The organism is Alcanivorax sp. DSM 26293, assembly GCF_900107995.1.
Taxonomy (GTDB): Bacteria; Pseudomonadota; Gammaproteobacteria; order Pseudomonadales; family Alcanivoracaceae; genus Alcanivorax.
In genome coordinates this window covers 239,719-252,307 of the sequence record NZ_FNUM01000005.1, presented here as the reverse complement: position 1 = coordinate 252,307, position 12,589 = coordinate 239,719, and the positions used below count along the sequence as shown (strand labels likewise).

At 58.9% G+C, this 12,589-nt stretch carries 13 protein-coding genes; 6 read left to right on the top strand and 7 right to left on the bottom strand.

From position 1 onward, the window contains the following. Positions 1 to 5 precede the first annotated feature (5 nt). On the top strand, positions 6 to 1,016 hold the full coding sequence (locus C4S63_RS11100; RefSeq protein WP_103917588.1) for a hypothetical protein: 1,011 nt from the start codon (positions 6 to 8) through the stop codon (positions 1,014 to 1,016). Between the two features lie 57 nt (positions 1,017 to 1,073). On the opposite strand, the gene C4S63_RS11095 is transcribed toward C4S63_RS11100, so the two are convergent. Then, positions 1,074 to 2,537 (bottom strand): PhoH family protein, encoded by a 1,464-nt coding sequence (locus tag C4S63_RS11095; protein ID WP_082810901.1) that lies wholly within the window; start codon positions 2,535 to 2,537, stop codon positions 1,074 to 1,076. Between the two features lie 320 nt (positions 2,538 to 2,857). Here C4S63_RS11095 and C4S63_RS11090 point away from each other — a divergent pair, with 320 nt between their 5' ends. After that, on the top strand, positions 2,858 to 3,319 hold the full coding sequence (locus tag C4S63_RS11090) for an isoprenylcysteine carboxylmethyltransferase family protein (protein ID WP_234999996.1): 462 nt from the start codon (positions 2,858 to 2,860) through the stop codon (positions 3,317 to 3,319). On the opposite strand, the gene C4S63_RS11085 is transcribed toward C4S63_RS11090, so the two are convergent. Beyond that, positions 3,219 to 3,935 carry a YiiX/YebB-like N1pC/P60 family cysteine hydrolase gene (locus tag C4S63_RS11085; protein WP_103917587.1) on the bottom strand — a complete coding sequence of 239 codons (717 nt, stop codon included), beginning with the start codon at positions 3,933 to 3,935 and terminating at the stop codon, positions 3,219 to 3,221. The genes C4S63_RS11090 and C4S63_RS11085 overlap by 101 nt on opposite strands. A 467-nt stretch (positions 3,936 to 4,402) precedes the next feature. Between C4S63_RS11085 and C4S63_RS11080 the strand changes: the two genes are divergently transcribed. The 3 genes from C4S63_RS11080 (at position 4,403) to C4S63_RS11070 (ending at position 6,969) form a co-directional block, all read left to right on the top strand. After that, positions 4,403 to 5,449 (top strand): M14 family zinc carboxypeptidase, encoded by a 1,047-nt coding sequence (locus C4S63_RS11080; RefSeq protein ID WP_082810903.1) that lies wholly within the window; start codon positions 4,403 to 4,405, stop codon positions 5,447 to 5,449. 130 nt (positions 5,450 to 5,579) lie between these two features. Beyond that, positions 5,580 to 6,050, top strand: coding sequence for a hypothetical protein (locus C4S63_RS11075; RefSeq protein WP_063509445.1), 471 nt, complete (start codon positions 5,580 to 5,582; stop codon positions 6,048 to 6,050). Between the two features lie 217 nt (positions 6,051 to 6,267). Then, positions 6,268 to 6,969 (top strand): TorF family putative porin, encoded by a 702-nt coding sequence (locus tag C4S63_RS11070; RefSeq protein WP_103917586.1) that lies wholly within the window; start codon positions 6,268 to 6,270, stop codon positions 6,967 to 6,969. Positions 6,970 to 7,117: 148 nt separating this feature from the next. On the opposite strand, the gene C4S63_RS11065 is transcribed toward C4S63_RS11070, so the two are convergent. The 5 genes from C4S63_RS11065 to C4S63_RS11045 all read right to left on the bottom strand — a co-directional run bounded on the left by C4S63_RS11065 (position 7,118) and on the right by C4S63_RS11045 (position 11,142). Then, positions 7,118 to 8,056, bottom strand: coding sequence for an endonuclease/exonuclease/phosphatase family protein (locus C4S63_RS11065; protein ID WP_063509447.1), 939 nt, complete (start codon positions 8,054 to 8,056; stop codon positions 7,118 to 7,120). 344 nt (positions 8,057 to 8,400) lie between these two features. Beyond that, on the bottom strand, positions 8,401 to 8,808 hold the full coding sequence (locus C4S63_RS11060; RefSeq protein WP_234999995.1) for a hypothetical protein: 408 nt from the start codon (positions 8,806 to 8,808) through the stop codon (positions 8,401 to 8,403). Positions 8,809 to 8,820: 12 nt separating this feature from the next. Continuing rightward, on the bottom strand, positions 8,821 to 10,053 hold the full coding sequence (locus C4S63_RS11055; protein ID WP_103917584.1) for a hypothetical protein: 1,233 nt from the start codon (positions 10,051 to 10,053) through the stop codon (positions 8,821 to 8,823). An 83-nt stretch (positions 10,054 to 10,136) separates the two neighbouring features. Beyond that, complete coding sequence (locus C4S63_RS11050; RefSeq protein WP_103917583.1) at positions 10,137 to 10,583, bottom strand: copper chaperone PCu(A)C; 447 nt, start codon at positions 10,581 to 10,583, stop codon at positions 10,137 to 10,139. Next, on the bottom strand, positions 10,564 to 11,142 hold the full coding sequence (locus tag C4S63_RS11045) for an SCO family protein (RefSeq protein WP_160052758.1): 579 nt from the start codon (positions 11,140 to 11,142) through the stop codon (positions 10,564 to 10,566). Before C4S63_RS11045 ends, C4S63_RS11050 begins: the two co-directional genes overlap by 20 nt. 94 nt (positions 11,143 to 11,236) lie before the next feature. Between C4S63_RS11045 and miaB the strand changes: the two genes are divergently transcribed. Further along, positions 11,237 to 12,574, top strand: a complete 1,338-nt coding sequence (gene miaB, locus C4S63_RS11040; RefSeq protein WP_062817459.1) for a tRNA (N6-isopentenyl adenosine(37)-C2)-methylthiotransferase MiaB — start codon at positions 11,237 to 11,239, stop codon at positions 12,572 to 12,574. Positions 12,575 to 12,589: the final 15 nt, after the last annotated feature.

The following is a 12,589-nucleotide window of genomic DNA, read 5'->3' as shown; positions in this document are numbered from 1 at the left end:
CGACCATGTCATCCGCCGAATTGATTTCCGCCCTGCGCGATGCGCACCAGGCACACCTTTGTGCACAACTGCAGAACGAGGACCACTGGCAGGCCCTGATGGCTCAGGCCAGTGACAGCCTGGGCGCCGTTCCCCTGGGCAAACTGGTAGACAGCGATTCCCTGACCACGGTAGTGGATCAATGGCTGCAACAGGCGCTCAGCGCCCAGGGACTGCAGACGGTGGTCAGCGATGTGAGCAAGGCGGTCTGGGAAGCCGCTGAAAAGGATCCGGCTACCGTGGGCGAGCTGCTCAGTGAAGACCATTTCGAGGCGATCCTGGAGCAGGTGCTGAAGCTGCAAACCCTCCGCGAGAAAGCCATCCACGCGGCCATGAGCCATCCGCTGGTCAGCGAAATGGTCAGTGAGATGCTCTATACCGGAATCAAGAATTTTCTGCTGGAAGAAAATGCCCTGGCCAAACTTCCCGGCGTCAGCAGCGTGATGAAAATGGGTCGCAAGAGCATGGTGGGCAAGGCCATGGGTGGCATGGAAGAGTCCATCCGTGATTATCTGAGAAAGAATATCCGTGTCACCCTGAGAACCGGCGAGCAATGGTTAAACAAGCAGCTCACCAATGAGCGCATCGAGCAACTGGCCAGAGACGGTTATCAGCGTGTGGCGCCGCTCAAACCCGCCAACTATCTGAAGCTGGTACCCGCCGGCACTATCGATGAAGTGGTCAGCCAGGGCTGTGCCATCGGCGATGAAACTGCCCGCCTGGACTACACCCGCCGTCTGGTCAGCGTGGGCATCCACGCCGCCGTTCAGTCCCTCAGCGACATGCCCCTGCAAACCCTGCTGGACGGCATGAAGATCAGCGAAGATCAGGTCCGCCAGATCACCGCTCCCGCCCTGGCACGCGGTGCCACAGTCCTGATTGAGCAGGGCGTACTGGAACCGTTTATTCAGTGGGTGCTGGATGATTTTTATCAGTCGGAAGCGTGCAAGGCAGCCATAGAGAAGATTAACGGCTGATAGGAAACCGCTGTAGGAGCGCCTCGAGAGGCGCTCCTACAGGTTAACCGCTACGCGTTAAAGAAACTGCTCTGCGTATTCCGCCAGCAACGACCTCGGCACCCCGTTCAGCTGCACCGAACCACCATGAACGAACCGCTTGAAGCGTTCGGTCATGTAGGTCAGGCCGGAGCTGGTGGGTGACAGATAGGGGGTGTCGATCTGGGCCAGGTTGCCCAGACACACCACCTTGGAGCCTTCCCCGGCCCGCGTGATGATCGCCTTCATCTGATGGGGAGTCAGGTTCTGGCTTTCGTCAATCAGGATCAGGGATTTCTGGAAGCTGCGGCCGCGGATATAGTTCATGGCCTTGAACTGGATGTTGGCCTTTTCCTTCACGTACTGAATGCTCCCGGAAGGATTTTCATCGTTCAGGTGCAACGCCTCGATATTGTCGTTGATAGCCCCCAGCCAGGGGTCCATTTTTTCCTCTTCGGTACCGGGAAGGAAACCATGCTCTTCCGCCAATGGCGGCGTAGACCGGGTGGCGATGATCTTGTTGAAACGCTTCTGTTCCACCGTCATTTCGATGGCGGCCGCCAGCGCCAGAATGGTTTTCCCGGACCCCGCGGCCCCGGTGAGGGTGACCAGGTGCACATCCGGATCCATTAACAGTTGCAGCGCCATGGCCTGCTGCAGGTTTTTCGGGCGTAACCCCCAAACCTCCTGATCCAGCAGACTGTCGGCCTTGTAATGCCGCAGGGTCACGACGCCGTTGTTCACATCCATGACCCGCCCGACAAACCCCTGTTCATCAATCACGTACTGATTGGGATAAACCTCTTCGCCCAGGATCTCACTCACCAGCAGACCGTGGGACAGATGATGCAGGGTATCGGCGCCCACCTGCTCGGTTTCCACCTGGGTGACCTGATCCCAGAAAGAACCGGGCACTTCGAAGTAGCCCCGGGTCAGTTGCTTGATGTCCGATACCAGCTGATCGTTGTGGTAATCCTCCGACTCGATGCCACAGGCCCGCGCCTTGAGGCGCATGTTGATGTCCTTGGTCACCAGAATAAAACGTCGCTCCGGCTGACTGGCCTGCATGGCCACCACATCGTTGATGATGCGGTTATCGTTCAGGTTATCAGGCAGTGGCGCCCTGTCGTTGTCCGGCTTGGACATCAGCACCGTCAGCGTGCCCTGGGTGACTGTCTCCGGCCCCCGGGGGATGGGGATACCCGCTTCCACCTCTGCCGGGGTGGCACTGCCCAGCACCCGGTCGATCTGGCGAATGGCCGCACGGCAGTCTGCCGCCGTATGGGATTTGCCGCTCTTCAGCTTGTCCAGCTCCTCCAGCACCGTCATGGGAATCACCACCCGGTGTTCCTCAAAATTGAGTAACGAATTCGGGTCGTGGATCAGTACGTTGGTATCGATGACGTAGGTTTTTTGCTGTTCTTGTTCGAGGGTTGAATCGTTCTGGTTGGCGCTTGCGTGGTTGACGGAGAGGGTGTGAAGTCTGGCCGCGCGCTCTTCCATGCGTATCCCCTGTGACGGTTGCGTCGTGGGCGGCTACGGCTCGGGAGTCAGTTCTGGCTCATGCTGTGACAAAGCGAGAGTGACGCCTGCGCCTGCCGCCGTTGGTTTAAGCCTTTTGGCGGTTCAGTTGCAGCAGCTGTAACAGCTTATGATCGCGATCACTCCCGCAAGGGCGGGATTGGAATTACCATAACCCAGCTTTTTCGAAATGATCAATAGAAAACCTCGCAAAGTTTGCCAGCGGACAGGCAGCTGGCTGTCATAGTGTTTAGAATACCCGCGTATTTTTCCTCTTCGTTTTCTGTCACCAGGTGATTGCCATGTCCCTCGAGCACCCGCAAGTGATGATGCCGCCACCGGCCCTGTATCTGGGGGGGCTGCTGATGGGTTATGGCATCGATCAGGCCCTGCCGCTCCCCGCCCCGGCATTCCCGGGTGATCACTGGGTGATTCTGGCGCTGGCCGTGATTGGCACCACCCTGGTGCTGGCTGCGGCGATCCAGCTGCGCCTGGCACGCACGACCCTGGTTCCCCATCGCCCCGCCAGTCAGCTGCTTACCACAGGCGTATTCCGCTTTAGCCGCAATCCCATCTACCTGGGCTTTACCGCGCTCTACCTGGCCATGGCCCTGAATCAGCACAGCCCGGGCATGCTGATCATGCTGGTCCCGGTGGTCTGGGTTATCCAGCAGCATGTGATTGTTGCGGAAGAAGCGTTTCACGCCCAACAGTTCGGGGAGCAATGGCAGGCCTATCAGCAACGTGTTCGGCGCTGGCTGTAACCCGGGCCCGGATGGCGGTGGCTTGCGGGCCACTCTTGAGAAACTCCACGGCCCCCAGCTTGCCGTGTTGCAAACGCATGTGACGGGAACCGAAATGCCCCGGCACCAGCGTGCTGGCGCGGGTCTGGCGGGGTAACCAGCCCAACCGCCGGTACAGTTCCGCCACCAGTTCCGAACAGAACCAGCCGCGCTGGTCCGGCTTGCGGGTAAAACCGGTCAGCACATCCAGGGCATTGCACAGCACGTAATTCTTGTAGGGACGATGGAGCAACCGTTTGACCAGGCGCGTCAGCAGTTGCTGTTGGCGATCACTCAATGGCGGCCCATGCCGTCGACGCAACGCCACCGTGCCCGGGTAATCACGTAGCTTGTCTGCCAGTGGAACCAGCGCCACACCGGCCACCGGACAGCCCAGGGTCACATCCGATGATTCACTCAAGGTGGTGGATTCCAGAACCAGCGGATCGGGATTACCGGGCAGGTGCACGACCATGCCGATATGACTCCAGGGACTACGGGTAAAGACCCGGATCACCTCACTGGTAAAACCGCGGCCGGAAAACAACAGCAGATCCCCGGTTCGCAGTGAGCAAGCAGAATCAAGAGGCATTGTCATGGGCACGGCCACAGGCTCTTATCCGTTGCAGGACTATCCTGTGGCCACACTAGAAATTCGGCGTGACAGTTCGCTGACAGTGGCATCACGGTTTGGTGAAGAAAAACTGCCCATCTCGCTACAGCGCCGCGGTAGGAACGGAGCGCAGGGGAGTAACGCCCGCAGGGCGGCCCCGTAGGGGTGAGCGCAGCGAATAACACCTCTTGAGGTGCGAATCCGAGCGACAGCGAAGGAAATGTACCAGGTAACCACCGGCTCCTTCTAAAGACACCTGTCGAGCCCGGAAATCCCTGATCGCCCTTCGGTCGATTTCCTCGCTTCGCGAGGTTCGCGGCTCAAGATCCGCTCCTACAGCGGCTCCGTAGCGTAGATACCCAGGTGATAACATGCAGGCAAGGCATCGTCACATTCCTGTTATCTGCCGTCGTTACCCTGTGTAATTCTCTTTGCCTGTCCCCGCCCCGCCTATGGAAGACACCCTCTACCTGCTGCAACGCCATCTGCCCGAGCTTCTGCATCTGGATGCCCTGATTCGTCATGGTGAACGCCACCTGCGGGTGTCCACGGTTCATGAGGTGCCCATGGGTGAGCTGTCCTTGCCGGTGCGGGTGATCGAAATGGGCAGCACCTCTCCCGGCGTGCCGGTGATCGGTTTTTTTGGCGGCGTGCATGGGGTGGAGCGGATCGGCAGCCAGGTGCTGATGTCCTGGCTGCACAGCCTGATTCATCGTTTGCAGTGGGACGACCAGCTCCATCGCCGGCTGGAGCAGGTGCGTCTGGTATTCATGCCCATGATCAACCCGGGTGGCATCTGGAAGCGCACCCGCAGCAACCCCAATGGCGTGGACCTGATGCGCAACGCGCCCATCGATGCCATGGGCCGGGTGCCTTTTCTGGTGGGCGGCCACCGCATCAGTCGACACCTGCCCTGGTATCGGGGAAAAAGTGGTGCCCCCATGGAAGCGGAAGCCCAGGCGTTGGTGCGCGTGGTTCGGGAAAAACTGATGCCAGCTCCCTTTGCCATGAGCGTGGATTGCCACAGCGGCTTTGGTCGTCGGGACCGTATCTGGTGCTGCTACGCCCGCAGTCATCGCCCTATTCCCCACATCGGTGAGGTGTACCGGCTCAAACAACACTTCGAAGACACCTATCCCCATCATCACCCCTACCTGATCGAGCCCCAGTCGGTGAACTACACCACCCATGGCGATCTCTGGGATTATCTCTACGACGATGCCCAGGATCGGGCACCGCAACACACCTTCCTGCCCTTTACCCTGGAAATGGGCTCCTGGCTCTGGGTGCGCAAGAATCCCCGGCAGATGCTGGATTTCTTTGGCTATTTCAACCCGGTAATCGGCCACCGGCACCACCGGGTATTGCGCCAGCACCTGCCCCTGTTCGAGTTTCTCACCGCCATGACCGCCAACGCCGGCAACTGGTTACCCTCCAACCGGGAAAAACCTGCACTGACCCGGGAGGCGATCAGCCACTGGTTCGGTGACACACACTGATCCCATCGTTACTGTTGCCCCCTCGCCGGGCTCGCTGGCAATTCATGGCCCCGACCTTGCAACAGAAACCCCATTGGGTCTGCCGTCCGGCTGACATACACTTTGCCAAACGCCCTGATAAGGACACATCATGAAAGCCCTGATTTTCGCCCCTCTGGCCCTGCTGGCCGGCTGTCAGCATCTTAATTACCAGGAACCCACCACTGGCGAGACCGCCCAGGTTACCTTCACCAGCAACGATACCGCCGCCCAGCCCGTCGTCTGTGTGCCCGGCAAGGGCTTCCAATCCACCGACTATGCCCTGTCGCAAAGCCCGATCAGCGGTGGTGCACTGGACGAACTGCTGGAAACCATGAAGAAAAGCCCGGAGGTCACAACAACGGTCGACGCGGCCCCCGCCACCCGTATTGGCGTGATCTACAATCGACGCCAGGCGGACAACAGCCGGGACCGCTGTCGTGTCGCCCTGCAGTTTTCTCCCCAGGCCGGTGGCGAGTACCAGGCGCACTTTGTCTACGACAAGGGTCAGTGCGGTCTGTCATTGAAGGATGCCGCGGGCAACAGCGTCGATGCGGTGCAAACTGACTGGCAGTGCCCATAACGGGCGCACCAATGCGGTGCGCGGCACCAATTTCGCTCACCGCATTCTCTGTTTCCCCTTTGTGAAACCCGCTTTTTTCCCCCCAACAATCATCAAGCCACTGTTTTTTATCAACAAAAAATAGTTGGCACGCTCTCTGCAATATCTAATGCGAGCCGAAAAGGCGGTGCGTCACCAGCGCACATTGAACGAATTAGACTTGTTAAGAGGGTTGCACATGAAAAACGTATTTGGTCTGAAGAAAACCGTTTTGGCCGCTTCCATCGTCGCTGCCAGCCTGGCTCCGGCCATCGCTGCTGCTGAAGTCAGTGGTACCCTGGGTGCGTCCAGCCAGTACTTGTGGCGTGGTCAGCAGCTGACTGACGGTGCAGCGGTATACGGTAGCGTTGACTACTCCCACACGTCCGGTCTGTACGCTGGTGCCTGGGCATCTTCTGAAACCGACGACACCGAGTACGACCTGTACGCCGGTTTCGGTGGTGAGTTCGAAGGTCTGAGCTACGACATCAGCTACATCGACTACAATTACACCGCTGGCGGCACCTTAGCCGCAGATCCTGCATCCGTTGCTGACTTCCAGGAAGTCCACCTGGGTGTTGGCTTTGCCGGCCTGAGCGCTGATGCCTTTATCGGTGTGGGCAATTCCGGCAAGGGTGGCGATGAAGATTACAAAAATGATTACTTCGCTCTGAGCTACGGCTACGACAAGTACGGCATTACCGCAGGTTACTATGACTTCGATGGTGACCCTGAAGTAGATGCCACTCTCGCCGATTATACCCATGTGGATCTGAGCTATGCCGTTACCGATCAGTTCACATTCACGGCCTCCAAGATCGTCGATCAGGAAGATGTTGCTGGCGAAGATACTTGGGATGACGACGTAGTACTGAGCGTTTCCTACGAGTTCGCACTGTAAGCACCAAGAACACGGGCGGCGCATGCCGCCCACTGTTTAACGCCGCGGGGCTCTCCCTGGTCCTCGCAAACACGCAAGCAACCCCGCGGCGTCTTTTTCGTTTCCACGGAACATCCGCCACGCTCCAGGCAACACGCCAGACCTGCTTTTATCTCCCTCCAGTAAAGTACACGACCACCGCATCATGATCAGACACTGGCGTCACGCCCTGACTGCCATACAAGCTGTGATAGCGACCCGCATTACCCCGGGTTACCGCCGTTCTGGAGACTGCCTTTTTCGCCGCCCGTGACACCCAGATATGGTCCAGCGCCTGTGGCCGGCAACGATAACGAAAGCTGTAGCGCTCCGGTTCCGGCATAAGCTGCCACAGATTAAACAGACCGGATTCCGCAAAACGCGCATAGCTGGCAGAGAGCCGCCCGGCATCCCAGGTGCTGTTGAAGTCACCGGCGACAATGAGCGGTCCATCCTGCTTAGTGACCCAGTTGGCCAGCAACGCCGCCTGGCTCTGCCTTTTTTCCTGGACCTGCGCTTTTTGCAGACCTCGCGCACTGCGCAGGTGCACCACAACCAGCTGCAACTGCCGAGGTGCATGCACCGTCACGTGCAAGGGCGGACGGGAAAACAGTGCGTGGCCGTAAAAGTCCTGCTCCACAAACAGGCTTTCCGCCGAGGCAATCTGCACCGGCTGACGATAGAGCAGGCCCACATCCATGCCGGAGGGATCATTGCCCTCTTTCAGAACGACGCGGTATCGCCAACCGTACCCGGCAAGTCGCTCTACCAGCGCCGCCAGTAATTGACGGTTTTCCACTTCCTGAACAGCCAGCATATGGGGCGCCCGCAAAGGGCCGGCGATGAAATCTGCCAGCGCCTCTAATCGCCTCTCCAGCACAGCAGAAGAAAGCGGTTTATCCAGATGGCTGTCTTTGCGGATATCACGAAGCCGCCACAGGTTCAGCGTCGCCAGGTTCCATTCATTTTCTGCCGGGGCGGGTACACCACGGGCGGGAGCCAGGCCTCGACAATCCGCCCACAGGCTCACAGGAACAAGAAGCAGGTAGACGATCAGTAAATAGCGCATTGACGCAGTTTATGAGGTGTCGGCAAAGCACAGCAGAGGCGAAGTCTCAAACATGGGTAGGAAAGAGGACCGACCGCTGCAGGCGATCTCTGCCATTTTGGCACTGGCTTGCCCCGGAGTTTCTTCCGGATAACAGGGCCCCGACCGTAAACCCCTGACCGCCGCCAATAGCGTAGGGTGCCACTGAGCCTGGGGCGAACTGCACCATCAAACGCCGAATCGGTGCAGTTCGCCCCAGGCTCAGTGACACCCTACGTTTTGCAACACTGCCGTGGGCTGATACGACCATAAAAAAAGCCCGCCGATGAGGCGGGCAAGGGGTCTGTGAACAACAACAGAAAACGTCAGGGCCGATACACCACCTTCAGGTCCGGGGTTACCTGTGAGGCATCCAGGTAGCCAACAAAATTCCGGTTACTGCCTACCAGCATAACCATCTCCTGTTCACTGGAGACTTCCCTGGGCGGCATGCCCCGGCCGGTAAAAATCATCCGCGCCCAGTAGCTTTTCATCTGCTCCGCACTCTTGCCGAGCACCTGCTGGTAAAACGCCTCCCGGGCGTCGCCTCGCGATGGCAAATCCAGCGGCTTCACCGAGACACCGGAAACCCGGCGGGCCTGGCCATTGAAGATCTGCCGAACTTCATCCTGTGTCAGCGCCCCAAGACTGCTGTTCGCAGACACCACCACCACCGGGTCCGCCTGAACGGTGGTTGCCAGCATCAGGAGCAATGAGAACATTATTCTTTTCATGATCATTCCTCCTTAAAAAACCAGATCGGCACTGAGACGAATCACTGTGGCGTGGTCATCCTCAAGCGGTGCACCCTCGGTAACAAAGAAACCGGAAGTGCTTACCTCACTATCGGAAAAATCGTAGTAGTAGCTGACTTCCCCTTTCAGGGCGATGGCCTCACTGAGGGAGTAGCGCAAACCGCCAGTCCAGCTTTTCTGCTGCTCTGCCAGACCGTTATTCAGGGCAGCGGGAAGGCTGCGATCCAGGTCACGGGGATTCACTTCGGCCCAGGTCACCATGGGCATCCATTTGCCGAGATATTTGCCGACGGTGACGTAGCCGCTCTCGCTGCTGGGATACCAGTTGCCAAAATCCAGTCGCGCTTTTTCTGCGGAAAAGAACCAGCTGCCATCATCGTATTGCAGGCCCAGGCCGGCAAAATAGGTGTACACCTCATCAAAGGACAGGCCCAGGATCGGGGGGACACCGGCGGCTGCCAGATCATCCTGGCTGACTGACACATCCGCGGCACTGTAGGCCGCTCTCAGCGTCCAGTTACGCCAGTAGCTGGTGAAGTTCAGGCCGCTCAGATCGTCGGCCTGAAACTGGGCGTTGGCCACACGGTCTCCCCCGTCCACGGTACTGGATCCCCAGAACCCGGAAAGGCGATGCGAAACCGGCCCGGTGGTAAAACGCCAGGAAGCCTCCACCGCCTCCATGGTTTTTACCGGTGCCAGCTGATACACCTCCGCGGGCAGGCTGGCCCACGGGTAGGCATAGCCCACATCGATGTATTGGGAGTGCATGTAGAACGGCGCCACGATGCGCCCGGCTTTCACGCTGACAGCGTCACTGAACTGGTAATCCAGATAGGCCCACTGCAATTCCGCATTGAATTCGTCAGCGCCGGACGCAAACAGCTGAACCACGGCCTCTGCCCGGTCGCTGAGCCTGGCGTTGAACTGGACCCCGGCGCGGGTCAGGGAATCATGGCTCCAGGTGTCATCGGCGCCATCGATATAGCTGGCAGAGCCCGAGGTCGTCTCCAGCTCCGCCCGGGACACGCCGGCGGACAGGAAGCCGTTGATGCGGATCCGGTCTGCGGCATCGTCCAGGGTATTGTCGAATTGTTGTTTTTCGAGCTGTTCCAGGCGCTGCTCATAATCCAGCAGCCGCTGCTGGAGATCACTTTCCGGAGTCTGGGCCCAGAGTGGGCTTGCACTCAGGGTGGCACCCAGCATCGCGGATAATGCCTTTTTCATAGGTTCCCCATGCTTTTATAGTCGTTCCGGTTATGCAAAGACTACGAATAAAGCATGGGATTATCCGCAAAACGGAACCCGGTTCAACCGTCAGTTTGGGACTGGCGTATAACCGGGAAGCCAGTGCAGGCATCTTTCCCGCCTTTCAGGTGAAAACAGATCTCCACCGTTTCTCCGGGGGCCGGCACCTCGGTGAGCTTCATCAGCATCAGGTGCTTGCCTCCCGGCGCCAGGCTGACACTCTCTCCCGCCGGGATTTCCAGGTGGTGTAGATGCACCATCCGGCGACTGCCATCACCGGTACTTTCCATGTCATGCAGCATGGTGTGACCGGCGGCCGGGGTACTCACGCCGGTGATGGTCACGGGCTCCTCCCCGTCATTGTTCAGGGTCACATACCCCGCCATGGCCGGCGAAACCGGGGGCACTGCACGCAGCCATGGGTCGCTGAAGGTCAGCTCCGCGTGAGCAGGCACCGCAAGGGCAACCACCGCTGCCACCAGGGCGAATTTAAAGCAGGCTCTTGGCATCGTTTACCACCTCATCAATCGTGAAATCCGCCGGGTACAGTTTGCGCACCCGACCCTGGTCATCCAGCAGGTAAATATAGTCACTGTGGGTGAACAGATAATCCTGTTCTTGCTGATCCTTGATGAACACCACGCCGTACTGTTTGGCCACCTGGCGGATCTCCTCCAGACTGCCGGTGAGGCCGATGATGTTCGCCTTGAACCAGGGCAGGTATTCCTTAAGATACGCCGCCGTATCACGCTCTGGATCAAAAGTGATGAAGACCGGCTGGACCTGATCCGCCTCCCCGGCTTCTTGCAGCTGCCGGTACACCTGGGCGACCCGGGCCAATACCGCCGGGCAGATATCCGGACAGTGGGTGTAGCCAAAAAACAGGATCGTCACCTTACCGTTGAGCGCTGCCTGACTGAAAGGCTCGCCGTTCTGGTCAGTCAGTGTAAACTCACCCCCCAGCCGGGTATTCACAGGCAAGTCACTTTCCTGCTTGCCACAGCCGGCCAGCAGAAAGGCCAGTAGCAGAGGCAGGAGATACGGTAGAAGGTACGGCAGTTTTCGCATGATCTCTCCGGTTGGTATAATCCGCGCCCATTTTGACGCTATTCGAGGGTTAGGCAAGCCAAAGCGGCTGACAACCCAATGATGGAGGTGCCCCTTGGCACGCAAGCTTTTTATTCAGACCCACGGCTGCCAGATGAACGAGTACGACTCCACCCGCATGGTGGACCTGCTCGAATCCAGCCACGGCCTGGAGCCCACCGACAATCCGGAAGAAGCGGACGTATTGCTGCTCAACACCTGTTCGATCCGGGAAAAAGCCCAGGAAAAGGTGTTTCACCAGCTGGGTCGCTGGAAAAAGCTCAAGGATGCCAAGCCGGACATGGTGATCGCGGTCGGTGGCTGCGTCGCCAGTCAGGAAGGCGATGCCATCCGTGACCGGGCCCCCTACGTGGACGTGGTATTCGGTCCACAGACCCTGCATCGTCTGCCCGGCCTCATTACCCAGGCCGCCACCACCCGAAAACTGGCCATCGATGTGACCTTTCCGGAAGTGGAAAAGTTCGACAACCTGCCAGAACCCAGCGTGGATGGCCCCAGCGCCTTTGTATCCATCATGGAAGGCTGCTCCAAGTACTGTACCTTCTGCGTGGTGCCCTATACCCGTGGCGAGGAAGTGAGCCGCCCGGTGCAGCCGGTGCTCCAGGAGATCGAGCATCTGGCGGAAATGGGGGTCCGCGAGGTCAACCTGCTGGGCCAGAATGTGAATGCCTACCGGGGGGTCGGCGCTGATGGTGACACCCTGGACCTGGCTGACCTGATCCGGCTGATCCGCGACATCGACGGCATCGATCGCATCCGCTACACCACCAGCCACCCGGTGGAGTTTTCCGATTCGCTGATCCAGGTCTATGAGGACGTGCCGGAACTGGTCAGCCACCTGCACCTGCCGGTGCAGTCCGGCTCCGACCGCATCCTGGCCATGATGAAACGCAACCACATGGTGCTGGAATACAAGAGCAAGCTGCGCAAGCTCAAGCGTATCCGCCCGGACATCTCGTTCAGCTCCGATTTCATCATCGGCTTCCCGGGAGAAACCGACCGGGACTTCGAGGACACCATGAATCTGATCCACGACATCGGCTTCGATATGTCTTTCAGCTTCATCTACAGCGCCCGTCCGGGTACCCCGGCGGCAGACCTGCCTGATGACGTGCCCCTGGACGTGAAAAAACAGCGCCTGGCCATCCTGCAGCAGCGTATCAACCAGAACGTGCAGGACATTTCCCGCAAGATGGTGGGCAGTACCCAGCGCATTCTGGTTGACGGTTTTTCCAAGAAAGACCCGGGCCAGTTGAAAGGGCGTACCGAAAACAATCGAGTGGTGAACTTCCGCAGCGATGACACCGATCTGATCGGCAAATTCGTGGACATCACCATCGCCCAGGCCTACAGCAACTCCCTGCTGGGCAGCGACCCGCGCAACCCGGGCTGAGCCCGGGTTGCCCCT

Coding starts and splice junctions, on each gene's coding strand:
- C4S63_RS11065 (WP_063509447.1), bottom strand. CDS start 8,056: ATGCGCTATTTACTGATCGTCTACCTGCTTCTTGTTCCTGTGAGCCTG.
- C4S63_RS11070 (WP_103917586.1), top strand. CDS start 6,268: ATGAAAAACGTATTTGGTCTGAAGAAAACCGTTTTGGCCGCTTCCATC.
- C4S63_RS11050 (WP_103917583.1), bottom strand. CDS start 10,583: ATGCCAAGAGCCTGCTTTAAATTCGCCCTGGTGGCAGCGGTGGTTGCC.
- C4S63_RS11090 (WP_234999996.1), top strand. CDS start 2,858: ATGTCCCTCGAGCACCCGCAAGTGATGATGCCGCCACCGGCCCTGTAT.
- C4S63_RS11075 (WP_063509445.1), top strand. CDS start 5,580: ATGAAAGCCCTGATTTTCGCCCCTCTGGCCCTGCTGGCCGGCTGTCAG.
- C4S63_RS11055 (WP_103917584.1), bottom strand. CDS start 10,053: ATGAAAAAGGCATTATCCGCGATGCTGGGTGCCACCCTGAGTGCAAGC.
- C4S63_RS11060 (WP_234999995.1), bottom strand. CDS start 8,808: ATGAAAAGAATAATGTTCTCATTGCTCCTGATGCTGGCAACCACCGTT.
- C4S63_RS11095 (WP_082810901.1), bottom strand. CDS start 2,537: ATGGAAGAGCGCGCGGCCAGACTTCACACCCTCTCCGTCAACCACGCA.
- C4S63_RS11045 (WP_160052758.1), bottom strand. CDS start 11,142: ATGCGAAAACTGCCGTACCTTCTACCGTATCTCCTGCCTCTGCTACTG.
- C4S63_RS11085 (WP_103917587.1), bottom strand. CDS start 3,935: ATGACAATGCCTCTTGATTCTGCTTGCTCACTGCGAACCGGGGATCTG.
- C4S63_RS11080 (WP_082810903.1), top strand. CDS start 4,403: ATGGAAGACACCCTCTACCTGCTGCAACGCCATCTGCCCGAGCTTCTG.
- C4S63_RS11100 (WP_103917588.1), top strand. CDS start 6: ATGTCATCCGCCGAATTGATTTCCGCCCTGCGCGATGCGCACCAGGCA.